The 25,786-nt window shown below is 70.7% G+C and carries 20 protein-coding genes and 1 riboswitch; of the genes, 14 read left to right on the top strand and 6 right to left on the bottom strand.

Translation table 11 applies throughout. From position 1 onward, the window contains the following. Window positions 1–33: 33 nt before the first annotated feature. Entirely contained in the window at window positions 34–1,584 is a 1,551-nt protein-coding gene (locus tag ACW14X_RS02050; RefSeq protein ID WP_457164524.1) for a long-chain-fatty-acid--CoA ligase, read from the top strand. Window positions 1,585–1,587: 3 nt separating this feature from the next. After that, window positions 1,588–3,117 (top strand): acyl-CoA synthetase, encoded by a 1,530-nt coding sequence (locus tag ACW14X_RS02045; RefSeq protein ID WP_457164523.1) that lies wholly within the window; start codon window positions 1,588–1,590, stop codon window positions 3,115–3,117. A 15-nt stretch (window positions 3,118–3,132) separates the two neighbouring features. Here ACW14X_RS02045 and ACW14X_RS02040 read toward each other — a convergent pair whose 3' ends face one another. Then, window positions 3,133–3,972, bottom strand: a complete 840-nt coding sequence (locus ACW14X_RS02040) for a CPBP family intramembrane glutamic endopeptidase (RefSeq protein ID WP_457164522.1) — start codon at window positions 3,970–3,972, stop codon at window positions 3,133–3,135. A gap of 134 nt (window positions 3,973–4,106) precedes the next feature. Here ACW14X_RS02040 and ACW14X_RS02035 point away from each other — a divergent pair, with 134 nt between their 5' ends. Beyond that, the gene (locus ACW14X_RS02035; RefSeq protein WP_457164521.1) at window positions 4,107–5,219 is read left to right on the top strand and encodes a sterol desaturase family protein; all 1,113 of its coding nucleotides are present in this window, start codon (window positions 4,107–4,109) and stop codon (window positions 5,217–5,219) included. Between the two features lie 53 nt (window positions 5,220–5,272). On the opposite strand, the gene ACW14X_RS02030 is transcribed toward ACW14X_RS02035, so the two are convergent. Continuing rightward, a complete protein-coding gene (locus ACW14X_RS02030) occupies window positions 5,273–6,832 on the bottom strand; it encodes a tannase/feruloyl esterase family alpha/beta hydrolase (RefSeq protein ID WP_457164520.1) in 1,560 nt (519 codons plus the stop codon). A gap of 115 nt (window positions 6,833–6,947) precedes the next feature. After that, window positions 6,948–9,653 carry a helix-turn-helix transcriptional regulator gene (locus ACW14X_RS02025; protein ID WP_457164519.1) on the bottom strand — a complete coding sequence of 902 codons (2,706 nt, stop codon included), beginning with the start codon at window positions 9,651–9,653 and terminating at the stop codon, window positions 6,948–6,950. Between the two features lie 176 nt (window positions 9,654–9,829). Between ACW14X_RS02025 and ACW14X_RS02020 the strand changes: the two genes are divergently transcribed. Together ACW14X_RS02020 and ACW14X_RS02015 are read left to right on the top strand one after the other, a co-directional pair. Continuing rightward, window positions 9,830–10,264 (top strand): Ohr family peroxiredoxin, encoded by a 435-nt coding sequence (locus ACW14X_RS02020; protein WP_141793671.1) that lies wholly within the window; start codon window positions 9,830–9,832, stop codon window positions 10,262–10,264. 149 nt (window positions 10,265–10,413) lie between these two features. Next, window positions 10,414–11,436: an alpha/beta fold hydrolase gene (locus tag ACW14X_RS02015; RefSeq protein ID WP_457164518.1), complete on the top strand. Its 1,023-nt coding sequence runs from the start codon at window positions 10,414–10,416 to the stop codon at window positions 11,434–11,436. Window positions 11,437–11,472: 36 nt separating this feature from the next. Here ACW14X_RS02015 and ACW14X_RS02010 read toward each other — a convergent pair whose 3' ends face one another. Continuing rightward, on the bottom strand, window positions 11,473–14,187 hold the full coding sequence (locus ACW14X_RS02010) for an ATP-binding protein (RefSeq protein WP_457164517.1): 2,715 nt from the start codon (window positions 14,185–14,187) through the stop codon (window positions 11,473–11,475). Between the two features lie 132 nt (window positions 14,188–14,319). Here ACW14X_RS02010 and ACW14X_RS02005 point away from each other — a divergent pair, with 132 nt between their 5' ends. The 8 genes from ACW14X_RS02005 to ribH all read left to right on the top strand — a co-directional run bounded on the left by ACW14X_RS02005 (window position 14,320) and on the right by ribH (window position 22,766). After that, window positions 14,320–15,420, top strand: coding sequence for a class I SAM-dependent methyltransferase (locus ACW14X_RS02005; RefSeq protein ID WP_457164516.1), 1,101 nt, complete (start codon window positions 14,320–14,322; stop codon window positions 15,418–15,420). 73 nt (window positions 15,421–15,493) lie between these two features. Then, entirely contained in the window at window positions 15,494–17,623 is a 2,130-nt protein-coding gene (locus tag ACW14X_RS02000; protein ID WP_457164515.1) for an alpha/beta fold hydrolase, read from the top strand. Between the two features lie 125 nt (window positions 17,624–17,748). Next, a complete protein-coding gene (locus ACW14X_RS01995) occupies window positions 17,749–18,369 on the top strand; it encodes an HAD family hydrolase (RefSeq protein WP_350839394.1) in 621 nt (206 codons plus the stop codon). Window positions 18,370–18,397: 28 nt separating this feature from the next. After that, window positions 18,398–19,066 (top strand): ribulose-phosphate 3-epimerase, encoded by a 669-nt coding sequence (rpe, locus tag ACW14X_RS01990; RefSeq protein ID WP_201451031.1) that lies wholly within the window; start codon window positions 18,398–18,400, stop codon window positions 19,064–19,066. Window positions 19,067–19,116: 50 nt separating this feature from the next. Further along, a riboswitch (FMN riboswitch) is annotated at window positions 19,117–19,263 on the top strand. 101 nt (window positions 19,264–19,364) lie between these two features. Beyond that, window positions 19,365–20,423 (top strand): bifunctional diaminohydroxyphosphoribosylaminopyrimidine deaminase/5-amino-6-(5-phosphoribosylamino)uracil reductase RibD, encoded by a 1,059-nt coding sequence (ribD, locus tag ACW14X_RS01985; RefSeq protein ID WP_457166036.1) that lies wholly within the window; start codon window positions 19,365–19,367, stop codon window positions 20,421–20,423. Further along, complete coding sequence (locus ACW14X_RS01980) at window positions 20,423–21,019, top strand: riboflavin synthase (RefSeq protein ID WP_457164514.1); 597 nt, start codon at window positions 20,423–20,425, stop codon at window positions 21,017–21,019. Before ribD ends, ACW14X_RS01980 begins: the two co-directional genes overlap by 1 nt. A gap of 2 nt (window positions 21,020–21,021) precedes the next feature. Then, complete coding sequence (locus ACW14X_RS01975) at window positions 21,022–22,287, top strand: bifunctional 3,4-dihydroxy-2-butanone-4-phosphate synthase/GTP cyclohydrolase II (protein WP_457166035.1); 1,266 nt, start codon at window positions 21,022–21,024, stop codon at window positions 22,285–22,287. Continuing rightward, window positions 22,284–22,766: a 6,7-dimethyl-8-ribityllumazine synthase gene (ribH, locus tag ACW14X_RS01970; RefSeq protein ID WP_160023863.1), complete on the top strand. Its 483-nt coding sequence runs from the start codon at window positions 22,284–22,286 to the stop codon at window positions 22,764–22,766. The genes ACW14X_RS01975 and ribH overlap by 4 nt, the downstream gene beginning before the upstream one ends. An 80-nt stretch (window positions 22,767–22,846) precedes the next feature. Here the strand turns inward: ribH and ACW14X_RS01965 are convergent, their stop codons facing one another. After that, a complete protein-coding gene (locus ACW14X_RS01965) occupies window positions 22,847–23,080 on the bottom strand; it encodes a hypothetical protein (RefSeq protein WP_457164513.1) in 234 nt (77 codons plus the stop codon). Between the two features lie 34 nt (window positions 23,081–23,114). Then, window positions 23,115–23,723, bottom strand: coding sequence for a class I SAM-dependent methyltransferase (locus ACW14X_RS01960; protein WP_457164512.1), 609 nt, complete (start codon window positions 23,721–23,723; stop codon window positions 23,115–23,117). Window positions 23,724–24,163: 440 nt separating this feature from the next. Between ACW14X_RS01960 and ACW14X_RS01955 the strand changes: the two genes are divergently transcribed. Further along, complete coding sequence (locus tag ACW14X_RS01955) at window positions 24,164–25,405, top strand: DUF222 domain-containing protein (RefSeq protein WP_457164511.1); 1,242 nt, start codon at window positions 24,164–24,166, stop codon at window positions 25,403–25,405. The last annotated feature ends 381 nt before the right edge of the window (window positions 25,406–25,786 follow it).

The raw sequence follows: 25,786 nt of genomic DNA, 5'->3' as shown, positions 1-25,786 counted from the left end.
ATGTTCGTGGTTCCGACTGGAAGAGGGAGATCGATGACCGACCGCACTGCACAGGCTCCGGCCTGGACGTTCCGCAGCCACTGGATGAGCCAGACCGCCGGGCACGCGGTGATGCGACCCGACGCGACGGCGCTGCGCTTTCTCGGGGTGAACACCACCTGGCAGCAGCTGCACGAGCGCTCGCTGCGCTTCGCCGCCGCGCTGCAGCAGCGCGGCGTGGAACAGGGCGACCGGGTCATCCTGCTGACCCTCAACCGACCGGAGTTCGTCGAGGCGGTCTTCGGGATCAACAGCCTCGGAGCGATCGCGGTGCCGGTCAACGCCCGCCTGACACCGCCGGAGATCTCCGGGCTGGTCGAGGACAGCGGCGCGACCGTGATCGTCACCGAGCAGCTCCTCGCCCCGCTGGCCGCGGCGACCATCGGTCTTGCCCCGGCGCTCGCCACCAGGATCGTGATCGGGGAGGCCGAGGGGATGGAGGCGTACGAGAGCCTGGTGGAGGCCTGCGACCCGATCGAGCTCGGCGACATCCCCGAGGACTCGGTGGCGCTGATCATGTACACCTCCGGCACCACCGGGAAGCCCAAGGGTGCGATGTTGACGCACCACAACATGCAGATGCAGGCGCTGACCTGCATCCGCTGCAACGACCTCGGCGACGAGTCCGACATCGCGTTCATGACCGCGCCGTTCTTCCACATCGCCGGCCTGGGCTCGCTGGCCGCCAACTTCCTGCTCGGCATCCCGAGCGTGATCCATCCGCTCGGCGCCTTCGACCCGGGCGAGGTCGTCGACGCCTGGGAGCGCGAAGGTGCCACCGTCGTCTTCAACGTGCCGCAGCAGTGGCAGGCCATCTGCGCGCTGCCGGGCATCAAGGAGCGCGACCTGAAGCTGCGCATCATCTCCTGGGGTGCGGCCCCTGCTTCCGAGACGCTCCTCAAGGCGATGGCCGACACCTTCCCGGACGCGCTCAACGTGGCCGTCTTCGGGCAGACCGAGACCTCGCCCATCACCTGCGTGCTGCGCGGCGAGGACTCGTTGCGCAAGCTCGGCTCTGTCGGTCGCCCGATCCCGACGATCCAGTACCGGATCGTCGACGGCGAGATGAACGACGTGCCCGTCGGGGAGGTCGGCGAGATCGTCTACCGCGGCCCCTCGGTCACGCGTGGCTACTGGAACAACCCCGAGGCCACCGAGAAGGCGTACGCCGGGGGCTGGTTCCACTCCGGCGACCTGGTCCGCCAGGACGAGGAGGGCTTCGTCTGGGTCGTCGACCGCGCGAAGGACATGATCATCAGCGGCGGTGAAAACATCTACAGCGCGGAGGTCGAGAACGCCATCCACGCCCACCCGGCGGTGCTCGAGGCGGCCGTCGTCGGCCGGCCCGACGAGACGTGGGGTGAGGTGCCGGTGGCCCACGTGGCGCTCAAGCCGGGCGAGAGTCTCGACCTGGAAGGGCTCAACGAGTTCCTGACCACCCGGTTGGCCCGGTTCAAGCTCCCCAAGGACCTCGTCGTGCTCGAGGTGCTGCCGTGCAACGCCGGCGGCAAGGTGCGCAAGACCGAGCTGCGAGCCCAGGGGTAGGCGGTGTTCCCCGGGATCTGGGCCGCGCGTACGCCGGACAAGCCCGCCATCGTGATGGCGGGTTCGGGGCGCACGCTCACCTATCAGGAGCTGGAGGAGCGCAGCCTCCGGGTGGCGCGCCACCTGCGCGCCTGCGGGCTGCGGCGCGGCGACGTGGTCGCGCTGCTGACCGACAACCGGCCGGAGGCGTACGAGGTCTACTGGGCCGCGCTGCGCTCGGGGCTCTACATCACCGCGGTCAACAGCCACCTCTCCGCCGACGAGGCCGCCTACATCGTCACCGACTGCGGCGCGAAGGCGCTGGTCGTGTCCGCGGGCGTGCCGGCTGTGGCCTCCCTCGACGTCCCGGTCGAGCACCGGCTGGCCTACGGCGGTGAGGTCGACGGCTACGCCGACTACGAGGCGGCCCTGGCGGCCGCCGGGAACGAGCCGATCGAGGAGTCGCACGGCGACGACCTGCTCTACTCCTCGGGCACCACCGGGCGGCCGAAGGGGATCAGGTCGCCGCTGCCGGAGATCGCGGTCGGCGAGCCGGGCTACGTCTACCCGCTCGTCTTCGGCACGACGTACGCCTTCGACGACTCTTCGGTCTACCTCTCACCCGCGCCCGTATACCACGCCGCGCCGCTGCGGTTCGGCGGTGTCGTGCACGCCTACGGCGGGACCCTGGTGATGATGGAGCGCTTCGACGCCGAGCAGGCGCTGGCCACCATCGCCCGCTACGGCGTCACCCACACCCAGATGGTGCCGACGATGTTTGTGCGGATGCTCAAGCTGCCCGAGGACGTACGCACCTCCTACGACGTCTCCTCGCTGCAGTGCGTGGTGCACGCCGCGGCGCCGTGCCCGGTCGAGGTCAAGCGACGGATGATCGAGTGGTTCGGGCCGATCATCGAGGAGTACTACGCCTCCACCGAGGGTATGGGCGCGACCGCGATCGACTCCGCGACCTGGCTCGAGCACCCCGGCTCCGTGGGCCGCCCGATCATCGGCGTCCCGCACGTCGTCGACGAGGACGGCCGCGAGCTCGGTCCCGGCGAGGTCGGCGCGATCTACTTCGAGCGCACCGACCGCAGCTTCGCCTACCTCGGCGACCCCAGCAAGACCGCCGCCGCCAAGCACCCGGACCACGACTCCTGGACGACGGTCGGCGACGTCGGCTACCTCGACGAGGACGGCTTCCTCTATCTCACCGACCGAGTCGCCTTCACCATCATCAGCGGTGGCGTGAACATCTATCCGCAGGAGATCGAGGACCTCTTCAGCCTCCATCCGGCCGTCGCCGACATCGCCGTCATCGGCGTCCCCGACGAGGAGATGGGGGAGCGGGTCGCCGCCTTCGTGCAACCTGCGCCCGGGATCGCTCCGTCATCCGAGCTGGCCGAGGAGCTGATCGCGTACGCCCGCGACGGCATCGCCCACTACAAGGTCCCCCGCGAGATCCACTTCCGCGAGTCGTTGCCGCGCACTCCGACCGGGAAGATGGTCAAGAGACGGCTCGTTCCAGACCCTCAGCCGAGCGAACCGCGCTGAGTCCGCTGCAGAAGGTCAGGTTCCGGCGACCTCGGCCCGGGCAGCGGGCGACACCGTGCCGCGGACGAGGAAGGCGGCGACCACAGCGAACACGACCAGCACGACGGTGATCGTCGTGGCGATCATCGCGGTTCCGCCGCCCTGGCCGGCGCCGGCCTCGTCGAGGCCGCCCGCGGACAGGATCGTCGTCGGGTCGGTGAGCGCGTGCAGCACGATCGCCGCCCAGATGGTCCCGGTGACGCGCATGGTGAGGTACATGCACATGCCGAACCCGAAGGTGTAGACGACCGTCACCGCGACCGTCGTGGCTGACATCCCCGAGAAGAGGTTCACGGTGTGCATCAGCGCGAACAGCAGCGAGGATGCGACGGCGACGAAGGCCTCCGCGTGCCCGGCGTCGCGAAGGATCTTGACCACGATGCCCCGGGTCGCGATCTCCTCGGCGAGGCCCACACAGAGGCCGAGGAAGGCGAGCGCGGCGAGTTGGCCTCCGCTCCACCGGCCCCAGTCGATGCCGATCACGTGGGCGACGATGGCCGCGACGACCAGAGCTGGCGCGACCCACATCCAGGCCCGCCCACGGATCGGCTGCGGCCCGAAGACGGCGCCCAGCCAGCCGACACGGGCGGCGAAGACGAGCAGCGCGATCGCGCCGACGGCGATCGCGAGCGCGAGCCCGAACACGATGCTGGAGGGGTCGGCCAGCACGTCGTCGCCGTCGATCCGGCCGGCGAAGACCCGGTCGACGACCTGGCCCATGGCCAGGTAGAACGCGAGATAGGCCACGACGAAGAGCACGGCCTTCCAGGTGGCGGCACGCTCCCAGAACCCAGCGTCCGACGGACTCTCTTCCATGCGTGGAAGTCTCGCAGAGATTCTGGGGCCCGGGGCGCATCTGCGGATGCCGGCACGACGTGCCGTCGACGGGCACGCATCAATTGAGTACGTGAGCTCAGGCGCTGTCGGCGCGCAGTGACAAGACTGCAGCCATGTCCCTGCTGCGCCACCACCTGTTCGCACCGGCCGCCTCGTGCTTCCTGGGCGTCCTGAGCCTGGCCACGGTGCTCTGCTTCCACTTCCCGGAGCTGCTGACCACCCGTGAGTTCCGCGCCGTCTACACCGAGGACTTCGCGCGTACGCTGCTGCTCGTCGGCCTCGCGGCCGCCTTCTTCGCCGGCACGATCGCGGTGCTGCGCGACCAGCACAAGCCGATGGCCTTCATCGGCGTCGGCACGGCGACCGCCGCGGTGCTGCTCGGCGGTACCGATGTCCCGTTCGACGGCCCGGTCGAGGACTCGCCGTTCTCGCTCGGCCTCGACTGGTTCGTGCTCGCCCTGTTCTTCTCCGCGCTGGTCTTTATCCCGCTCGAGCACGCCTTCGCCCGCCGCCCGCTGCCGGTCTTCCGGCCCGGCTGGCGCACCGACGCCTGCTACTTCTTCATGAGCCACGTCCTGGTCCAGCTCATCCTGATCCTGGTCACCACCTCGACGTCGCTGGTGGTCGCGTCGGTGAAGATGCCGGGCGTACAGGCCTGGATCGACGGCCTGCCGTTCCTCGTGGCCTTCCTGCTCGCCGTCTCCCTCGCCGACCTCGCCCAGGCGGTGCTGCACCGCTGCTACCACCGGATCATGGTGCTGTGGCGCTTCCACGCGGTCCACCACTCCAGCCCGGAGCTCGACTGGCTGGCCGGCTCCCGGGTCCACTTCGTCGAGACCGTGCTGACCCGCAGCATCGTGCTGCTGCCGCTGCTGTTCCTCGGCTTCTCGACCTCGGTCGTCAACGCGTACGCCGTGCTCGTCGGCATCCAGGCGGTCGTCGCCCACGCCAACCTCGGCATCCGGTTCGGCCTTCTCGAGTATCTGATCGTGCTGCCCCGCTACCACCACTGGCACCACGCCCGGCACCTCGACTACTGGGACCGCAACTACGCCATCCACCTGCCGGTGATCGACATGCTGATGGGCTCCTTCAAGCTGCCGCGCGACGGCAGCTGGCCCGAGGAGTACGGCGTCCTCAAGCGCGAGACCGTCCCGGTCGGGATCCTCGCCCAGCACGTCGCCCCGTTCCTGGGGGCACGGACCTTCGACGAGTACGTCCGCTGACGCGACCGCCCGCGGACGGAGCAGGAGCTCCGTCCGCGGGCAGCAGGCCAGGTTCAACGGCAGGTGAAGGAGTCACCGCTGAGGTGACTGGTCCTCGGGTAGAGGCAGATGTCGCGCTCGGTGGTCGTCCCGTCGGGGGCCACCGAGGTCGCTGCCAGGGTGGTCGGGGCGTGGCCGTTCTCGACCCACTTCACCAAGGCGCCCAGCGGGTCCGTCGGCGCGGGACCGGCTCCGGCCTGGCAGTGCGAGGCGCCGGGCGCGACGAAGACGCGGTAGAAGTCGTCGATGTCGCCGTAGCGCTTGGCGACCTTCTCGCGGTAGCGCAGCGTGCCCGCCAGCGGGACGAGCTGGTCGTCACCGCCGTGCCAGGTCAACAGCTTGGCGCCGGAGCGTCGCAGGCCCGACAGATCGGTGTCGTCGCTGCCGATGACCTTGTGGTACTCGTCGACCGACTGAGCGAACAGCCTCTCGTAGTCGGCGTAGGTGATGGTGGAGACGTCGAAGGCGGGGTCCTTCTCCAGCAGGTTCTGCACCCACGAGGACGCCACCGGGAACGGCGCCGGGCCGGCCAGGTAGCCGAGGTTGGCGGTGGGGGTCAGCCCGAACCAGAGCCGCTTCCCATCGGCAGCCCGAGGGCCGTCCCAGATCTTCTCGACCACGGCCGCGTCGCGGGCGGAGATGGTCAGCTCCTCGCCGTCGCACAGGACCTTCTCGCCGACCAGCGATGCCGGGTCGAAGTCGCAGGCGATGGAGTTGCCGACGATCCCGTCGACGACTCCGTCGTCGCCGTCGCAGGAGGCCGTGGCGGCTGCGGTGAAGGCGTTGAGCTCGCAGGGCGCGAGGTGGTTGTCCTCCTCGTTCATCACGACGTACGGCCACAGGTCACCGACGGCGAAGCGGTCCCAGGAGATCGCGGGGGCGTTGGCGAGAATCCCGTCGAAGTCGCCCGGGTGTCGCTGGGCCTCCATGTAGCCCTGGCGCCCGCCGGTCGAGCAGCCGTTCCAGTACGCGTGGTGCGCCGCACGGCCGTAGAAGTCCTTCGTGATCGCCTTGCCGAGGACGGCCAGCTCGTGCGGTCCGCGCTCGGCGAAGTTCTTCAGCACCGTCTTGTTGACCTGGCCGTCGTCGGTGAGCGCCCAGTCGGCGGTGAAGCCGGTGGTCGGGGTTGCACCGGCATCGGTCGTGCCGACGGCGTACCCGGCCTTGACCGCGGTCGGCAGGCTCGGGCCGAAGTCGCCGCCGAGGTAGCCGCTGCCTCCGAGGGCCTGGAAGCGGCCGTTCCAGCCGGTCGCGGGGAGCCAGACCTGGATCAGCTCCCGGTCGCCGGCCGTGCCGTGGGTGAGGGTCACGTCCACCTGGCAGTAGGGCGGGACGTCGGTGACCGGTGGGGGCGGCTCGGTCGCTCCGGGCTGGGGTGGGTAGGTCAGGGTGCCGCCCTGCTTCGGTACGGCGCTGACCGACAGGATCCGCGCGTCCGGGGGTGGCACGAGGTCGGGTGCCACGCAGCTGTCGGCCACGGCCGGGGGCCTCTCGGCAGCGGCGGCGCCGGGGTGCACCGCCGTCAGCGCAGCAGCCAACGGCAGCCCGGCGGCTACCAGCAGCAGTCTCTTCATCGTCTCTCTCCTCGTCATGGGCCCGCTCGGTTCGGGCACAGGAGGAGACTTCCGGCACGGGTGCCCGGCCGGCACCAGGGTGATGCCCTGGGGTGCACCCTGGCCGGTGCCCGGCTCACTGGTCGCGCAGTGCCGCGGCCAGCTCCCGCCTCGAGGAGATGTCGAGCTTGGTGAAGATCTTGCGCAGGTGCCACTCGACGGTCCGCGGGCTGAGGAACAGCACCGCGCCGATCTCCGGGTTGGTCCGTCCGGCAGCGGCCAGCCGCGCGATCTGGGCCTCCTGCGCGGTGAGGTCGACCTCGGCTCCGCGCGTACGTGTCCGGGCGACCCCGCCCGTCGCCGCCAGCTCCCGGGCTGCTCGCTCGGCGAACGCCTCGGCGCCGATGCTCGCGAACAGCTCATGCGCCGCCTGGAGCTGCTGACGACCCTCGGTGCGACGGTTCTCCCGGCGCAGCCACTCGCCCAGGAGGAGCTGAGCCCGAGCCGCGTACAGCGTCATTCCCGCCGAGGTGAGCTCGTCGATCGCCGTGCGGTAGTGCTTCTCGCTCTCGCCGGAGCTGTCGGTCAGCGCGTCGGCGTAGGCCGTCGTGGCGCGTGCCCACGGCGAGTCGACGGCCGAGGTGCGTGCGACGAGCCGGTCGCGCGCCGCCGCGGCGACGTCGTCGGCCCCGCTGCGGGCTGCCGCCTCGACGAGCTCCGTCAGAGCCCACTGCATCACCGCCAGGTCCTCGAACTCGATGGCCTCCTGCGCAGCCGCGAGCGCCTCGCGGTAGCGACCGAGACCGTTCGACAGCACCGCCCGGCTGTACGCCGCGACCCCCAGGTTCCAGCCGACCCCGGATGATCGCGCGTAGCCGAGGGCGGCGTCGATGACCGCCGTCGCCTCCTCCTCGCGTCCGCGGTAGGCGGCCAGGATCACCGCACTCGCGGGATGGGGCTCCACACCGACCATGGCACCGAGGGTGTCGGCCTCATCGAGGATCGTGGCGGCCTCCTCGAAGCGGCCGGCGTGGATCAGAGCGGTGGCACGGAAGCTCAACGCGGCCGCCAGCAACGACAGCCGCCCGCTGGCGCGGGCGTGGCTCAGCAGGTCCTCGGAGCGCCCGAAGTAGGCCCCGGAGTCCCAGATCTCGTGGGTCACCGCGCTGCTCAGCCAGGCCAGCTCGAGATCGGTCTCCATCCCGATCTCCTCGACGGCGTCGGCGAGCAGGGACACGGAGGCGGCGTGACCGTCGAGCACCCAGGTGCTCAGCCCGGTCAGCAGACGACCGACCGCATCCTCGCCACGACGAGCGCCACGGCCCGCCAGGGCGGCCCGGCGCAGATCGTCGCCGCCCAGCCTTCCCGCGTTGATCGCGGCAGCGATGGCAGCCAGGTATGTGGTGCGGGAGAGCCCGTCATCGAGCTGCTCCAGGCGACCGGCCGCCTCGAGGAGCGGCGGCACCACGGACCGTCCGGTGTTGAGCGCGAACGCCAGGCGGGCGCGCAGACGCTGCACCTGGGCGAGCTGGGCAGGGTCGAGAGGCCCGATCTCGGCGGTGTCGAGCAGCTGCGCGGCCTTCGCGATCGCCCCGGCGGCGAACCGCGCCTCGGCCGCGGCCAAGGCGCGCCCGGCTCGTGTCGCCGGGTCGGTGGTGAGCTCGACCGCCCGCTCGAGGAATGCGGCCGCAGCGGCCCGTCCGCCCCGTGCCAGCGCCCGGTCGGCGGATTCCTCGAGCTCGGCGGCGACGGTCTCGTCCGGGCCGATCGCGGCGTGTGCGCGATGCCAGGCCCGCCGGTCGGGGTCCTGCGCGGGATCGGTCACTTGGGCGAGCGCGTGATGCACGGCCCGGAGGGCGGCGGGCCCGGCCGAGCGCCGGCTGGCCGAGCGGACCAGTGGATGACGGAACCGGACCCTGGTCCCGATCGAGATCAGGTCGGCGTCCTCTGCCGGGGCGGCGGCGTCCAGGTCGAGCCCGAGTCGCTCGGCCGCGCGCCACAGCAGGGTGACGTCGCCGACCGGCTCGACGGCCGCGGTGAGCAGCAGCCGACGGGTCTGCTCGGGGAGCGTGGCGATGCGCTCCTGGAAGCCCTGCTCGATGCGGCTGGCCACGGGCTTGGCGCTCTGGCCGTCGAACCCGAACGCCAGCTCCGCCGGGGTGAGCCCGCGTGGCAGCTCCAGCAGCGCGAGCGGGTTCCCGCGGGTCTCCGAGACGATCTGGTCACGGACCCGGGCGTCGACGGGTCCCGGGAGCACGGACTCGAGCAGGAGCCGGGCGTCGGCGTCGGCCAGCCCCTCGATCCGCAGCTCCGGAAGGTCCGGCAGCAGCTGTTCGTCGTCAGGACTGCGAACACCGAAGACGAGCGCGACCGACTCCGCGTCGAGCCGGCGGGCGACGAAGGTGAGGATCACCTCCGACATCCGGTCGAGCCACTGCACGTCGTCCACCACGCACACCAGAGGCTCGTCGGTCGCGGCCTCCGCCAGCAGCCCGAGCACCGCGAGCCCGACCACAAGGGCCTCCGGGGGATCGCCGGCGCTGAGGCCGAAGGCGGTCGAGAGCGCCTGACGCTGCGGCTCGGCGAGCCGGTCCAGATGATCCAGCAGGGGAGCGCAGAGCTGCTGCAGGCCGGCGTACGCGATCTCCGACTCGGGCTCGACGCCCGCGGCTCGGATCACCCGGCCCCCGGCCCGGTCGGCGAGGTAGTCGAGCAGTGCGGTCTTGCCGGTGCCGGCCTCGCCACGCAGGACGAGCACTCGGCTCTCGCCCGCTCGGACGCCGCGGACCAGCCGGTCCAATGCCTCCTGCTCGGCCCGCCGCCCCGTGAGGGGCATCCCCATCTTCAATCGACACCTCGAGTCGGTCAGCACCAGTGGAGCCCCTTCATTCTCCCGGGTCGCCCAGGGAGTCGACCAGTGGGTATCCCTGGCGCCGGGCCCGTGAGTCCCCGGCGAAAGTCGTCACGTCACCGAGCAACACCCACCAACACCCACCCAGAACCACAAGGAGAAGTGACATGGCGAGCTACACCGGCACCGTGACCGCGACCGGCGAGGGGCGCAACGGCGGCCACCTCGCGTCCCCCGACGGCCTCATCGATCTCGGCCTGGCCATCCCGAAGGAGCTCGGTGGCGCCGGCGGCGCCACCAACCCCGAGCAGCTCTTCGCCGCGGGCTGGTCGGCCTGCTTCATGGGTGCCTTCCGCCGGGCGGCCGCCGAGGAGCGGATCCGGTTCGACAGCATCCAGGTGACCGCGAACGTCACCCTCAACCACGCCGAGACGACCGACCCGACCGAGGAGTTCTTCCTCAGCGCCGAGCTCGAGATCGTCGTCGGCGGGCTGGACGAGGAGACCATCGGCACGCTGGCCAAGCGTGCCCACCAGATCTGCCCGTACTCGAAGGCCATCACCGGCAATGTCGACGTGGACTTCTTCGCCCGCGTCGCCTGAGGACGAGTGGAGGCCCGAGCCGAGCGACGCGCTCGGCCGGGCCGCCCAAGCCCTCATCCGCGATGCGTACGCGGCCCTGGGCTGGTTCGAGGGCCCGAACCCGTTCCAGGTGTGACCACATCCAGACCCGAGCGAAAGACGGAATGACCATGATGAACCGCAGGACCTTTGCCAAGGCGGTCGGCCTGGCCGCGACCTCGACAGCGGCGCTGGCAGCGACCGGGGAGATGGCGGCTGCTCGACCGGTACGCCCTGGACGAGCGAGCACGTCGTTCGCCGACGTCCTCCAGATCGATGCCGGCGAGCTCAATGTCGGGTACGTCGACCTCGGGCCCCGCGACGGCCAGCCGGTGATCCTGCTGCACGGCTGGCCGTACGACATCCACAGCTATGCCGAGGTCGCGCCGATCCTGGCGAAGCAGGGCTACCGGGCCCTCGTGCCGTACTTCCGGGGCTTCGGCACGACGACCTTCCGCTCATCCGACACCTTCCGCAACGCACAGCAGTCCCGGATCGCGCTCGACATCACGGACTTCATGGACGCGCTGCGGATCGACCGGGCCGTGATCGCCGGCTACGACTGGGGTTCGCGAACGGGCGACATCATCGCCGCGATCTGGCCCCAGCGCGTCAAGGCGCTGGTGTCGGTGACCGGCTACCTGATCACCAACCGTGAGGCCCAGCGCGACCCGATCGCCGCGTCCTCGGAATGGGCCTGGTGGTACCAGTACTACTTCTCCACCGAGCGCGGCGCGAAGGGCCTCGCCGATCCGAAGATCGGCACCGACCTGGCCAGACTCGTGTGGCGGTTCAACTCCCCGACCTGGGCGTTCGACGAGGCCACCTTCGCGCGCACGGCCGCGGCGTTCAGCAATCCCGACTACGTCGACATCGTGCTGCACAACTACCGCTGGCGCCTCGGCCTGGCCGACGGTGCCCGCCGCTACGACGCCTTGGAGCGCAAGCTCGCGGCGGCCCCGCCGATCGCGGTGCCGACGATCACCATCGACCCGGCCGCCGATCCCTTCACGCCGGCCGGAGACGGGGCTGGCTACCGCCATCACTTCACCGGCCCGTACGAGCACCGCACATTCGCGGGGATCGGCCACAACGTTCCCCAGGAGGCTCCGGCCGACTTCGCCCGCGCGGTCCTCGACGCGGACCGGTTGTGACGTCGGCATGAGGCCCCGCAGGGCGAGGTATGACCCTCACGATCCGAGGAGCTGATCGGCGAGCTCGGCGCGGGAGTGGATGTCCAGCTTCGTGTAGACCTTCCGCAGGTGGTACTCGACCGTCTTCGGGCTGAGGAAGAGGGCGGCCGCGGTCTCACGAGTCGTGCGGCCCTCGGCGAGGAGCAGCGAGACCTGCAGCTCCTGCGGTGTCAGGGACGCCGTCCCCGCCGCCTCCCGCCTCGCCACCTTCTCGCCCGTCGCCTCCAGCTCGGCCGCGGTGGTCCGGGCCCACGGGTCGGCGCCGAGGTCGTCGAAGGACTCGAGCGCGGTACGCAGGTGTGAGCGGGCATCGACGCGGCGACCCGCGCGACGGAGCCGACCGCCGTACGCGAGGTGGGTCCGCGCGGCCTCGAAAAGGTCACGGGTGTCAGCGTGACCTTCGATGGCCGTCTCGAAGTGCTCGTCGAAGGACTGCTGGTCCGCCACGGTTCCCAACGCCCGGTGCGCCCGCGCGACCGACCAGGGTCGACCCTTCGCGCGTGCCGCGGCTGCGTATCGCCGGGCCTCGGCCTCCGCCTCGGCGGGCCGACCGAGACGGAGCAGCGCATCCACCAGTTCCGCGCCGGGGGAGAGGTCGGGGTCGGCGATGCCCCATTCGTCGAGCCGCCGCGAGAGGTCGAGGAACGTCTTCGTGGCCGCTCGGGGGTCGCCTTCGGCGAGCTCGAGATCGCCGACGGCGTAGAGGCACCAGGCCTCGCCCATGCGGATGCCCCGTCGGGTGCACAGTCGCACGGCCTCGGACGCATGCTCCCGGCAGGCGTCGCCCCGACCCTGTCGGGACTCGAGCCAGGCGAGCCCGGCGAGGGACATGGCGAGGTCCGTGCCCTGACCGGTCTCGCGCGCCAGCCGGATCGCCTCCTCGTAGTTGGCTGCGGCTCGGGACCAGGCAGTCGACGTCGCCTGGTCCCCGGCGACGTGGAACAGCACGTTGGGCAGCAGACCGACGCCCATGCGGGACCGGACGTCGTCGACGATCCGGCGCAGGTCGGCTCCTGTCTCCGCGTCGCGGAGGAACAACGGTGTCGTCAGCAGCCACGGCAGCGCCTCGGGATGCTCGACCGGGTCGGCGTGCGCGGCCAGCAGCGGAACCGACGCCTGGATCTCCGCCAGCCCGCCCTCGCCGCTGAGCACCTTCGCCATCCCCGCCGCAGCGAGCCCGATGGCGCGGGCGCGGGGCGATTCGGCGGCTGCGACCGCGGCCAGCAGGGAGGTGGCGAGGCGCATCGATACCGCTGCGTCGGCCAGGTAGAAGGCAGCATGCAGCGCCTCGGCGAGGAGGAGCACGGTGTCATCGGGAGTGGGCGCGTCGGGCGCCGCCCGCTCGAGGATGCGGACGGCGTCGGCGACCGATCCGCTCCGCGCCGCGATCTGCGCCCGAATACGGAGAGTGCGCGAGCGGGTGCCGCTTGGGACGGGCCGGGTCTCGCTCTCGTCGAGCAGGGCGACCGCTCGGTCATGGAGGCCTCCGGTCCACGCTGCCTCGGCAGCCTCGCACAGCAGGAGGTGCCACCGGTCGGTGTCCGTGCTCAGCCGCGCCGCGCGCTCGTAGGCGGTGCTCGCGACGGTGTACGCCGTGCGGGTCTTCGCGCTGTCGGCGGCGGCTTCGAGCAGGCCCGACACCTCCGGGTCGGGACCCCAGGTGGCCTCGGCCAGGTGCCACGCCCGACGCTCCGCGTCGTCCGGCAGCAGGTCGGCCGCAGCGAGGTGGACGGATCGACGGAGAGTCTCGTCGGCCTCGGCGTAGACGGCCGCGCGGACGAGCGGGTGTCGTACGTCGATGCGGCTGCTCGTCACGACGACCAGCCCTGCGCGCTCGGCGGCACCGAGACCGGAGACGTCGAGACCGAGCCGCTTGCAGACCTCGCCCGTGAGGTGGAGGTCACCGTTGGTGACCACGGCAGCGAGCAGGGCGGTCCGAGATCCCGAGCCGAGCTCCGCCAGCCGCCGGGAGAACGCGGCGGCGAGGGTGGCGGGCAGCGCCGGCGGGAGTCCCGGGGCCCGGTCGTCGAGAAGCTCGAGGTTGCGACCGAGCTCGAGAAGGGCGAGAGGGTTGCCACCGGTCGCTGCGAACAGCCGCGCCACCTGCTCCTCGGTCGGTGGCGTGACCTTCAGAGAGCGCACGAGGTCGTCGGACGCCGCCGGGTCCAGGCCTGACAGCTCCAGTACATCGAGGCCGTCGAGGAGGCCGTCGCAAGCTCCGGATCGGCCGGCGAGCAGAACGACGGCGGGGTCCGCGTCGAGCCGGCGGGCGGCGAAGGCGAGAGCCTCCGCGGACGGTCGGTCGAGCCACTGCAGGTCGTCGACGACGACGCCGATCGGCGCGTGCTCGGCGTACCGGCACAGCAGTGCGAGGGTCGCTGCGCCGATGGCGAACCGGTCGCCGGCGGTCCCCGCCTCGAGGGCGAGTGCGCGGCTCAGTGCTGCTGCCTGCGGATCTGGCAGCGCGTCGAGGAGGTGGAACGCCGGACGGAGCAGGAGGTGGAGCCCGGCGAACGCGAGGTCCTGCTCTGCCTCCGTACCGGTTGCGCGCAGGACTTGGACGCCCTCCAGGCGGTCGAGCGCGTCTTCGAGCAGCGCGGTCTTGCCGACGCCCGGCTCGCCTGTGATCGCGAGCGCGCCACCGCGGCCGATCCTCGCACCGGCGAAGAGCTGGTCCACGACCCGCTGCTCCGCCTCTCGTCCGATGAGCACGCGGGAAGTCTAGGAGCGGGCACCCGTGCCGATCCCACGACCGAACAGCGCCCTACCTGGTCCTGGGTACCCAGAGCGACTAGGTGGGGCACCTGACGCGAGGACGTGCCAGGCGTTCCTAGCGTTCCCGTCATGACCACTACTGATGACGCCATGACCCCGGGCACGAACGAGGTCGAGATCGACATGGACAAGCTGATGGCCTTCGTCTTCCGAGCGGTGGACGAGGTCGGAGCGACGCTCAACGCCGCTCTGGTGGTGATGGGCGACAAGCTCGGCTACTACCGCGACCTCGCGGCCAACGGACCGAGCACGCCGGCCGAGCTCGCCGCACGGACCGCCACCGGCGAGCCGTACGCCCGCGAGTGGCTCAACGCCCAGGCCGCCGGCTCCTACGTGACCTACGACCCGGCCACCAGCCGGTTCACGCTGCCGCCGGAGCACGCGGTGGCGTTGACCGTCGAGGACAGCCCGGCCTTCCTGCCCGGCATGTTCCAGATCGCGCTCGGCACCGTCCATGACGCCTCGCACATCCTCGAGGCCGCGCGCAACGGCGGCGGCTACGGATGGCACGAGCACGACGCCGACGTCCACGTCGGCTGCGAGCGGTTCTTCCGCCCGAGCTACAACGCTCACCTGATCGCCGAGTGGCTTCCCGCGCTCGACGGTGTCGTGGAGAAGCTCGAACGCGGTGCGACGGTCGCCGACGTGGGCTGCGGCCACGGTGCCTCGACGATCCTGATGGCGCAGGCGTTCCCAGACTCTCGGTTCGTCGGGTGGGACTACCACGAGGCGTCGATCGAGACCGCGCGTGAGCGCGCCGCGGCCGCGGGCGTCGCGGACCGGGTGAGGTTCGAGGTCGCCCCGGCGTCCGCGTTCGGTGGCAGCGACTACGACCTCGTCACCATGTTCGACTGCCTGCACGACATGGGCGACCCGGTCGGCGCGGCGCGGCACGTCCGTGAGTCCCTTGCCGAGGACGGCACCTGGATGGTCGTCGAGCCCATCGCCGGCGACCACGTCGAGGACAACCTGCACGCGGTGGGCCGCGCTTACTACGGCTTCTCTACGCTGCTCTGCACGCCCAGCTCGCTCGCCCAGGACGTCGGGCTCGCGCTGGGGACTCAGGCCGGCCCGGCTCGGATCCGCGACGTGACGATCGCGGCCGGGTTCACCCGGTTCGAGGGCGTGTCCGAGACCCCGTTCAACCGTGTCTACGAGGTCCGGCCGTGAGCGAGAGGCTCGCGCGCCCCGTCGCTCGGTCGAAGCCCAGCGCGACCGGGCCCAACCGAGTCACACTGGGGCCATGAGGGCACGCGAGCCCGACGCCGACGGCTACGTGGAGACCGACGGCGTCAAGGTCCACTACGAGGTCTACGGTGCAACGGCCGCCGGCCCGGACGACCGCACCATCCTGCTGATGCCGACCTGGACGATCATCCACTCCCGTTTCTGGAAGGCGCAGATCGGCTACATGGCGCGACACTTCAGAGTCGTCACCTTCGACGGGCGTGGTAATGGCCGGTCCGACCGGCCGGAGGGTGCGGCGGCGTACACGAACGAGGCGTACGCCGCGGACGCCCTCGCCGTCCTGGACGCCACCGGCACCGACCGGGCCGTCGTCGTGGGGCTGTCCTGCGGGGTCGCGTGGAGTCTGCACCTTGCCGCGGACCACCCGGACCGGGTGGCCGGACTGATCGCGATCGGGGCGGCCTGCGGTTTCCCGATCGTCCAGGAGCGGGACGCCTTCGTCTGGGACGCCCGCCTCGACACCACGGACGGATGGGCGAAGTACAACCGGAACCACTGGCTCGAGGGCGGCTATGACGATTTCCTCGAGTTCTTCTTCGCCAAGATGTTCCCTGAGCCGCACTCGACCAAACAGATCGAGGACTGCATCGCCTGGGCGCACGAGACGACGCCGCAGGTCGTCGCCGACTCCACCGCAGCACGGCTCGGGTGCGACGGGGTGGTGTGCGCCTCGGTCGAGGAGATCTGCGGCCGCGTACGGTGCCCGGTCCTCGCGATCCACGGGACCGATGACCAGATCCGACCGGTCGCGATCAGCGAGCGCCTCGTCGAGCTCACCGGGGGATCGCTGGTGCTGCTCGAGGGCAGCGGGCACGGTCCGGTGGGCCGCGACCCGGTCAAGATCAATCACCTGATCAAGGACTTCGCGGACTCTGTCCACCCCTCTCCGCAGGCGCGTCGCACCTGGGTCCGCGCGTCCCACCGGCCCAAGAAGGTCCTGTACCTCTCCTCGCCGATCGGGCTGGGTCACGCCCGCCGCGACCTTGCGATCGCGCAGGCTCTCCGGGAGCGCCACGAGGACGTCCAGGTCGACTGGCTCGCCCAACACCCGGTGACCCGGGTCCTCGAGGCGGCCGGGGAGCGGGTCCACCCAGCCAGCAGGTGGCTCGCCAACGAGTCGCGCCACATCGAGGAGGAGTCGGGCGAGCACGACCTTCATGTCTTCGACGCGATAAGGCGCATGGACGAGGTCCTCGTCAACAACTTCATGGTCTTCGATGACGTCGTCCGCGACGACCACTACGACCTCGTCGTCGGCGACGAGGCCTGGGACGTCGACCATTTCCTCCACGAGAACCCCGAGCTGAAGCGCTTCGGCTACGCGTGGCTCACCGACTTCGTCGGCTTCCTCCCGATGCCTGACGACGACGAGCGGGCGCGGTTCGTCATCGCCGACCACAACGCGGAGATGCTCGAGCACGTCGAGCGCCATCCGCGGCTGCGCGACCGCGCGATCTTCGTCGGAAACCCCGAGGACGTCGTGCCCGGCCACTTCGGCGCCGACCTGCCTGAGATCTCCGCCTGGACCCGGCAGCACTACGACTTCAGCGGCTACGTCACCGGGATCGACCCGGGTTCGATCGCCGATCGGGCGCGGCTGAGACGGGAGCTCGGCTGGCGACCTGATGAGCGGGTCTGCGTGGTCACCGTCGGCGGGTCCGGCGTTGGCAGCCACCTGCTCCGCCGGGTGGAAGACGCGTACGACGCCGCCCGCGCAGCCGTGCCGGGCCTGCGAATGATCGTCGTGACGGGACCTCGCCTGGACGCCGGGGTCGTCCGAGCGCGCCCCGGGCTCGAGGTGCTCGGCTTCGTCCCGGACCTCTACCGGTTGCTCGGCGCCTGCGACCTTGCCGTCGTGCAGGGCGGGCTGACCACCACGATGGAGCTGACCGCCGCCGGCACACCGTTCATCTACGTGCCGCTGCGCCACCACTTCGAGCAGAACATCCACGTACGCCACAGGCTCGAGCAGTACGGCGCCGGACGCTGTCTCGAGTACGACGACCTCACCCCCGACACGCTCGCGCGAGCGATCGCCGACGAGATCGGCCGCGAGCCCCGCAGCCGACCGGTCGAGACCGACGGCGCCCGTCGCGCCGCCGCTCTGGTCGCCGACCTTCTCTGATCCTGCCGTCGGCAGGCCTTAGGGTTGGTCCCGCATCGCGACCCGATCTCGTTCCACCGGAGGCTACGCTGAACACCAACCAGGCACCTGGCAGCCCGTCCGGGGACTTCCCGGCCGCGATCCTGATGGACATGGACGGCACCCTGGTGGACACCGAGCCCTACTGGATCGCGGCGGAGTACGCCATCGCCGAGCGTTTCGGGGCGACCTGGTCCGAGGAGCAGGCGATGGAGCTGGTCGGCAACGCGCTGATCGAGTCGGCGCGCCTGGTCAAGGAGGGCATGGGCCTTCCTCACGAGCCCGAGGAGATCGTCGAGATGCTCCTCGACGGCGTGGTCGAGCAGGTCGAGCGCGAGGTCCCGTGGCGACCCGGAGCGCGCGAGCTGCTCACCGACCTGTTCGAGCAGGGCGTGCCGTGCGCGCTGGTGACGATGTCGTACGCCCGGTTCGTCGGCCCCATCCTCAAACAGCTCCCCGAGGGCACCTTCAAGGTGATCGTCACCGGCGACATGGTCCGCAACGGCAAGCCCCACCCCGAGCCCTACCTCACCGCGGCCGCTGCCCTCGGTGTCGCGGCCGAGGACACCATCGCGGTCGAGGACTCCAACACCGGAGCACGCTCCGCCGAGGCCGCCGGCTGCACCGTCCTGGTGGTCGAGAACCACGTCCCCGTCGCCCCCGGCGAGCGCCGGGTCTTCCGGGACACGCTCGAGGGGCTGACGTACGCCGACCTGGCTGCCCTGTGAGCCCGCGGGGTCATCTAGGGTGCCTTCCGTGGGCCACATCCAGATCACTCCGTCCATCCTGAACGCCGACTTCGCAGCCCTCGGGGCGGAAGTCGCCCGAATCCCCAGCGCCGACTGGGTCCATGTCGACGTGATGGACAACCACTTCGTGCCCAACCTGACCTTCGGGCCGACGATGGTCGAAGCGCTTGCGCGGTCCACCTCGGTGCCGCTGGACGCCCACCTGATGATCGAGAACGCCGACCGTGAGGCCCCGGCCTACGTCGAGGCCGGCTGCGGCTCGGTGACCTTCCACGTCGAGGCCACCAAGGCGCCGGTCCGGCTGGCCCGCGAGATCCGCGCCAAGGGCGCCCGCGCCTCGATGGCGCTCAAGCCGGCGACCCCGATCGAGCCCTACGAGGACATGCTGGCCGAGCTCGACATGGTGCTGCTGATGACCGTCGAGCCCGGCTTCGGCGGGCAGAAGTTCCTCGACCTGGTGCTGCCCAAGATCCGCCGGACCCGTTCGCTGATGGACAAGCACGGTGTCGAGACCTGGCTGCAGGTCGACGGCGGCGTCTCGCTGGAGACCATCGAGCGCTGCGCCGAGGCAGGAGCCGACGTCTTCGTCGCCGGCTCCGCCGTCTACTCGGCTGCAGACCCGGATGCGATGGTCAACGCGCTGCGCGACAAGGCTGTCTCAGCAGTCGACGCCTGATCAGGCGTGGTGCCACTCGTGTGGCACACTGGTTGAAGACGAGCTTGTGCTCGCGTGCTCTGGGGTCGGTGAAATTCCGAGCCGGCGGTGACTGGACGAAAGTTCAGAAGTCCGCGACCCGATGGCAGCCAGTCATCGGTTGACCAGGTGAAACTCCTGGACCGACGGTTAAAGTCCGGATGGGAAGACGCACGCAGCCCGATTCGTCGTGAGCGCCCTGATTCCACGGGGCGCGGCGCGATGTCTCGGCCTGACCCCGGAGTCCGTGAGACGGACCAGAGGGGATCAGATGAAGTGCTTGGACCAGCGTGACCCGGAGCCGGGAGCGATGCGTCGCGCCCTGGACCTGGCCGCTGCGATCGGCGCCCCGGGGCCTGCCACCTACCCGAACCCGCGGGTGGGCTGCGTACTCCTGGGGCCTGATGGGTCGATGATCGCCGAGGGCTACCACCGTGGGCCCGGCACGCCGCACGCGGAGGTCGATGCGCTGGCGAAGGCCGGCGAGGCGGCCCGTGGAGCGACGGCGGTCGTGACGCTCGAGCCGTGCAACCACACCGGCCGCACCGGCCCGTGCTCGCAGGCGCTGATCGAGGCCGGCGTCGCCCGTGTCGTCTACGCCCAGTCCGACCCCAACCCGGTCGCCGCCGGCGGCGCCGCCACGCTGAAGCAGGCGGGCATCGAGGTCGAGCAGGGCCTGTACGCAGCGGAATCCCGTGAGCTCAACCGGGTCTGGACCCGGGCGGCCGAGCTGCAGCGCCCCTACGTCACCTGGAAGTTCGCCACCACCCTCGACGGACGCAGCGCCGCCGCCGACGGCACCTCGCGCTGGGTCTCCTCGCGCGCCTCGCGGCTCGACACCCACAAGCTCCGTGCGCTGAGCGACACGATGCTGGTCGGGACCAACACGGTCGCGGTCGACGACCCCGCGCTGACGGTCCGTGACCTGGAGGACCGGCCGGTCGGCGTACAGCCTCTCCGGGTCGTCATGGGGGAGCGCGACCTGGGCGAGGACCGCCGGATCTTCGACGCGCAGGCGCCGTCCCTCCACCTCCGCACGCGCGACCCGCACGAGGCGCTCGCTGCCCTGTGGGAGCGTGAGCGCCGCCATGTCTTTCTCGAGGGCGGGCCGACGCTGGCCGCGGCCTTCCTGGAGGCGGGACTCGTGGACGAGATCGTCGTCTACGTCGCCCCGTTCCTGCTCGGCGCCGGCCGCTCGGCCGTCGCCGACCTCGGAATCACCACCATCGCCGACGCGTTCCGGCCGCGGGTGCGCTCGGTCGATGTGCTTTCACCTGCCGCGCCCGGCGAGGAGCCGAACGTGCGGTTCGTCTTGGAACCACAGAAAGGGGAGCAGTGATGTTCACCGGGATTGTTGAGGAGCTCGGCACCGTCGCCGGGATCGAGGACCAGGGCGACGCCGTACGCCTGACCATCTCCGCCGCCACCGTGCTGGCGGACGCAGAGCTGGGCGCCTCCATCGCGGTCAACGGCTGCTGCCTGACCGTCGCCACGCTGGGCGAGAACGAGTGGACCGCCGACGTGATGCTGGAGACGCTCAAGCGCACCAGCCTGCACGCGCTCTCGGCCGGCGACCGGGTCAACCTGGAGCGCGCGGTCACCCCGAGCACCCGGCTCGGTGGCCACATCGTCCAGGGTCATGTCGACGGCGTCGGTCGCATCGTCTCGCGTGAGCCCAGCGAGCACTGGGAGGTCGTCACGATCTCCCTGGACCCGGAGCTGGCCCGCTACGTCGTCGAGAAGGGCTCGATCGCGGTCGACGGGATCAGCCTCACCGTGGTGGGCGTGACCGAGGACGCGTTCACCGTCAGCCTCATCCCGGAGACCCTGGCGCGTACGTCGCTGGGGTTCCGGGCCGTCGGCGACGAGGTCAACCTCGAGACCGACATCATCGCCAAGCATGTCGAGAAGCTTCTGGGAGGGGTTCGGCCGTGAACATCGAGACTGGATTGAATTCATCGGGCACCGAGCAGTACGTGGGGGTCCGCCTGGACCCGGTCGAGAACGCGATCGCCGACCTGGCGGCCGGCAAGCCGGTCGTGGTCGTCGACGACGAGGACCGCGAGAACGAGGGCGACCTGATCTTCTCCGCCGAGCTGGCGACCCCGGAGGTGATGGCGTTCGCGATCCGCTGGTCCTCGGGCGTGATCTGCGTGGCGCTGCCGGGCGAGCGGCTCGACGCCCTCGACCTGCCCCCGATGACTCGTGTCAACGAGGATCGCAAGCAGACGGCGTACGCGGTGTCCGTGGACGCCCGCGAGGGCGTCTCGACCGGCATCTCGGCCGCCGACCGGGCGCTCACCACCCGGCTGCTGGCCGGGCCCCACTCGGGTGCCGGTGACCTGACCCGGCCGGGGCATGTCTTCCCGCTGCGGGCACGCGAGGGGGGAGTGCTGGTCCGGGTCGGTCACACCGAGGCCGCGGTCGACCTGACCCGGCTGGCCGGTCTGGAACCCGCCGGTGCACTGGTCGAGCTGGTCAACGACGACGGCACCATGCAGCGCGCCCCGCAGCTGCGGGAGTTCGCCGACGAGCACGGTCTCGCGATGATCTCGATCGCCGACCTCGTCACCTACCGGCGGCGTACGGAGGTGCTGGTCGAGCGGCGCGCGGTGACGCGGCTCCCCACCGAGTTCGGTGACTTCACCGCGTACGGCTATCGCACCATCGACGACGGGGTCGAGCACGTCGCGCTGGTCTACGGGGACATCGCCGGGTGCGATCCGGTGCTCGCGCGCGTGCACTCGGAGTGCCTGACCGGGGATGTCTTCGGGTCGCGGCGCTGCGACTGCGGGCCGCAGCTGCGCGAGGCTCTCTCGCGGATCGCGGCGGAGGGCTGCGGTGTGGTGGTCTACCTTCGCGGCCACGAGGGCCGCGGGATCGGGCTGCTCGCCAAGCTGCAGGCCTACCAGCTCCAGGACGGCGGGCGCGACACCGTCGACGCCAACCTCGATCTCGGCCTCCCGGCCGACGCGCGACACTACGGCGCCGCCTCGCAGATCCTGCGCGACCTCAAGGTCGATGCGGTACGCCTGATGACCAACAACCCCGAGAAGGTGAGTCACCTCGAGGCGTACGGTGTCGAGGTCGCCGAGCGGGTCCCGCTGACCCCGCGACCCAACGAGCACAATCTCGCCTACCTGCTGACCAAGCGTGACCGCATGGGTCACGCGCTGCCCGATCTGTCTGAGGAGAACCGATGAGTGGCAAGGGAGCCCCTACCCCTGAGGTCGTCGACGCGAGCGACCTGCGGGTCGCCGTCGTGGCGGCGCGCTGGCACGACGAGGTGATGGCCGGCCTGCTGAACGGCGCCGAGCGCGCGCTCAAGGACGCCGCCGTCGGCGGCCTGACCGTCGTCCGGGTCCCGGGCGCCTTCGAGCTCCCGGTCGCCGCGGCCGCGCTCGCAAAGTCGGGCTACGACGCCATCGTCGCGCTCGGTGTCGTCATCCGTGGCGGCACCCCGCACTTCGAGTACGTCTGCTCGGCCGCCACCGACGGTCTGAACCGGATCGCGATCGACCACCTCATCCCCGTCGGCTTCGGACTGCTGACCTGCGACAACGAGGAGCAGGCGCTCGACCGGGCCGGGCTCGAGGGGTCCAGCGAGGACAAGGGCTATGAGGCCGCCGCGGCGGCCATGGAGACCGCGCTCGCTCTGCGCGACTGCGTGCGCCACTACTGAGACGCTGAGCGGGTTGTGAACCTGAGAGCGGTCGGTGGACCGCTCTCGGCTTCACAACCTGCGGGCTCTCGGAGTCGGAGTCAGCTGCAGGCGGCCACCGCGTCCGGGAACGCGGCGTCGATCGCGTCGAGGTCGAGGTGGCCGATGCCCTGGCTCTTCCCGTCCGCGCCCTGTGCCATCACCGTGCGCACGTTGATCGCGGTCCAGGTCTCGATCCCGGCGGCGTCGGCGAGGACCTCGATCCCGGCGTCGCACAGCCCGGTGAACTCGGCGGCGAGGTCGTGGAAGGTGACGAACCCCTCGGAGTCGGCCATGCCCTGTGCGCGCCGTGGTTTGTGCGTGGGCGATTCAGGTGGTGCGCCTCGCGACCAGGTCGCCGTGGCGGCGGCGCGCCCCTGGCTCCTGGCAGGACGCTGCCCGCTCGACGACGAACCCGTGCGGGGAGAGCAGGTCTCCCAGCGCCTCGGCGGACCAGTAGTAGGCGGTGTGCACCGCGTGGTCGAACGCCTCGCCGGGATCGCCGTCGAAGAAGCCGATCAGCGCCGATCCGCCGGGCGTGAGCACGCGGGCGAACTCGCCGAGGATCGCCGGCAGATCGGCGGGAGGGGTGTGGATGATCGAGTACCACGCCAGGATGCCGCCGACCGACTCGTCCTCCAGCGGGATGTCAGCCATGTCCGCTCGCTCGAAGCTGACCTCCGGATACCGCGCTCGTGCGGCGGCGACGAACTCGGCCGAGGCGTCCAGACCTACTACCTCGCGTACGCCGCCCGTGGTGAGCTCCTGGCTCCAGAGCCCTGGGCCGCAGCCGGCATCCACTAGGCGGCCGGTCGTGGTGTCTCGCCAGGTGGTGATCGTCTCGTGGTCGCGCTTGGCGAGCTGGTCGATCGTTCCGAACAGGTCGATGTACTCGGTTGCGCGGTCGTCGTAGGCTGCGCCGATCTCTGTCATGGTCATCGGTGAGCAGGGTAGTGGTTGATGTGTGTCTGTTTGGTCTCGTGCTTGGGTTCCAGCGTGGGTGGGGCCAATACGTTGTCTGGGTTGGGAGATTTAGAAGCAGGGTGTCTGGGGTGGGTGCCATTTACCTGTCTTGCGGGCTTCCAGCAGCGGTCTGGGTTTGGGTTGGGATATCTGTCCCTGATTGGGTTCATTGGTTTTGTGTTGTGTGGTAGGCTCGGCGCAGGCGTAAACGTGAAGGCCGACCACCTCGAAAGAGGCGTGCCCCATCCACCCGAGACACAACGGGGGTGGGGTAATCCAGGGGAACCAGGGGCGTGCACGCTGAGCTGCGAGGGTAAGTAATAGCCCGTACTCCGGGCCTCCGAGACCAGCGAACCAACCGGGATTCTGCACAGGCAGAAACCCTTGAGTTCGTACGTCGGGAGGTGACCGGTTCGATGACCACACTGCAACAGCCCCAGCACCCTGTGCTGGGGGCCGTGGTCGCGGTCACCGACGCCCTTGACGGTGTTGCGGCGGCGAACCCGGTGTTCATGGCCACCGACCAGAAGGCCACCACCCTGCTCGAGATCGCTCGCGCGAAGGCGCAGCTGGCCGAGCTCGAGCTGCGGGTTCTCGCCACCGCCGACGACGTCGCGGCCGAGTCTGGGGCGCGGGATGTGGCGGCGTGGTTGCATCACCACACCCACCAGCGCCCCGAGACCCTGCGCGCCGACCTGCGCCTCGCCGAAGCGCTGGACCGTTCCTACGCACTGGTCGCGGCTGCGATGCGCGCGGGCGCCTGCAACCCGGCCCAGGCCCACGTCATCGTCAACGCCCTCGACGAACTGCCGGCCGACCTCGACCCCGAGATCAAGACCAAGGCCGAAGAAGCACTGGTCGCCTACGCGACCCGGTTCGACCCCACCCAGCTCCGACGACTGGGGCGCCGGATCCTCGACGTCATCGCGCCCGAGGTCGCCGAAGCGGAAGAGGCGAAACGGCTGGCGGCCGAGGAGGCCCACGCCCGCAAGAAGACCCGACTCGCGATGCGGCGCCTGGGGGACGGCACCACCCGGGTCACGGCGGTGGTCCCGGACGCGACCGCGGACCGCCTGGCCACCACCCTGGAGGCCTTCGCCTCACCCCGACGCGACGACGGCACCCGCACCGAGACCGGCGACTACCTGCCCTACGACCGCCGACTCGGGCGCGCGTTCTGCCAGCTGCTGGAAACCCTCGACCCAGCCCGGCTCCCGATCCACGGCGGGGATGCGACTACCGTGATTGTGACCATCGACCTCGACCAGCTCCGCAAGGAAGCCGGCATCGCCCAGATCATCGGTGGCAGCCCGATCACCGCCGCCGAAGCCCGCCGCCTGGCCTGCACCGCGAACATCCTCCCCGCCGTCCTCGGCAGTGCCTCCGAGGTCCTCGACCTCGGCCGCAAGGAACGCTTCTTCACCGCCGCCCAACGCCGAGCCCTCCTACTCCGCTCAGCCACCTGCGAGGCCGAAGGCTGCGACATCCCCGGCACCTGGGCCGAAGCACACCACTGGATCGCCTGGGCCCAAGGCGGCGCCACCGACCTCGACAACGCCGCCCTGCTCTGCTCCCATCACCACCACCGCGCCCACGACGCCACCTACCTCCACGAACGCCTCCCCAACGGCGACATCCGCTTCATTCGACGCACCTAAGCCGACGGGTCACAACGATCCACACGCCAACCGCGCGGACGACACCCGTGGACATACCGAGTCGGCGCGTCTGCCCCGAGCCACGCGGTCGAGTCGGCGCGTCTGCCCCGCCGCGCGGGATCGAGTCGGGGTGTCTGCTCCGCCGCCCGGGATCGAGTCGGGGCGTCTGCTCCGCGCCACGGGTCGAGTCGGCGCGTCTGGCTCGCTCCCGTGACAACGAACCATCCAAGCCGATGCGGTTCTCTGGGGCGGATCCGGGTCAAGAGTGCCTTCGTTGTCGACCTGGCTGCGTCCGAAGGCACGGGATGCGGGCAATGCGGCTGCCTGGTGACTGCGGGGGAGTTCGACGTCGACGACTGGTCTTCGGCGCTCGCTCACCCG

The sequence above is a fragment of the Nocardioides sp. YJ-D4 genome (assembly GCF_054031495.1).
The sequence above is the reverse complement of the archived record's forward strand: the minus strand, read 5'-3'. Positions and strand labels throughout refer to the sequence as shown.

Bases quoted from the DNA above. Each gene is read 5' to 3' on its own strand.
- ribH (WP_160023863.1), top strand. From the start codon at position 22,284: ATGAGTGGCAAGGGAGCCCCTACCCCTGAGGTCGTCGACGCGAGCGAC.
- ACW14X_RS02005 (WP_457164516.1), top strand. From the start codon at position 14,320: ATGACCACTACTGATGACGCCATGACCCCGGGCACGAACGAGGTCGAG.
- ACW14X_RS02020 (WP_141793671.1), top strand. From the start codon at position 9,830: ATGGCGAGCTACACCGGCACCGTGACCGCGACCGGCGAGGGGCGCAAC.
- ACW14X_RS01995 (WP_350839394.1), top strand. From the start codon at position 17,749: ATGGACATGGACGGCACCCTGGTGGACACCGAGCCCTACTGGATCGCG.
- ACW14X_RS01965 (WP_457164513.1), bottom strand. From the start codon at position 23,080: ATGGCCGACTCCGAGGGGTTCGTCACCTTCCACGACCTCGCCGCCGAG.
- ACW14X_RS01980 (WP_457164514.1), top strand. From the start codon at position 20,423: ATGTTCACCGGGATTGTTGAGGAGCTCGGCACCGTCGCCGGGATCGAG.
- ACW14X_RS02025 (WP_457164519.1), bottom strand. From the start codon at position 9,653: ATGGGGATGCCCCTCACGGGGCGGCGGGCCGAGCAGGAGGCATTGGAC.
- ACW14X_RS01960 (WP_457164512.1), bottom strand. From the start codon at position 23,723: ATGACCATGACAGAGATCGGCGCAGCCTACGACGACCGCGCAACCGAG.
- ACW14X_RS02030 (WP_457164520.1), bottom strand. From the start codon at position 6,832: ATGAAGAGACTGCTGCTGGTAGCCGCCGGGCTGCCGTTGGCTGCTGCG.
- ACW14X_RS01955 (WP_457164511.1), top strand. From the start codon at position 24,164: ATGACCACACTGCAACAGCCCCAGCACCCTGTGCTGGGGGCCGTGGTC.
- ACW14X_RS02035 (WP_457164521.1), top strand. From the start codon at position 4,107: ATGTCCCTGCTGCGCCACCACCTGTTCGCACCGGCCGCCTCGTGCTTC.
- ACW14X_RS02050 (WP_457164524.1), top strand. From the start codon at position 34: ATGACCGACCGCACTGCACAGGCTCCGGCCTGGACGTTCCGCAGCCAC.
- ACW14X_RS02040 (WP_457164522.1), bottom strand. From the start codon at position 3,972: ATGGAAGAGAGTCCGTCGGACGCTGGGTTCTGGGAGCGTGCCGCCACC.
- ACW14X_RS02000 (WP_457164515.1), top strand. From the start codon at position 15,494: ATGAGGGCACGCGAGCCCGACGCCGACGGCTACGTGGAGACCGACGGC.
- ACW14X_RS02015 (WP_457164518.1), top strand. From the start codon at position 10,414: ATGATGAACCGCAGGACCTTTGCCAAGGCGGTCGGCCTGGCCGCGACC.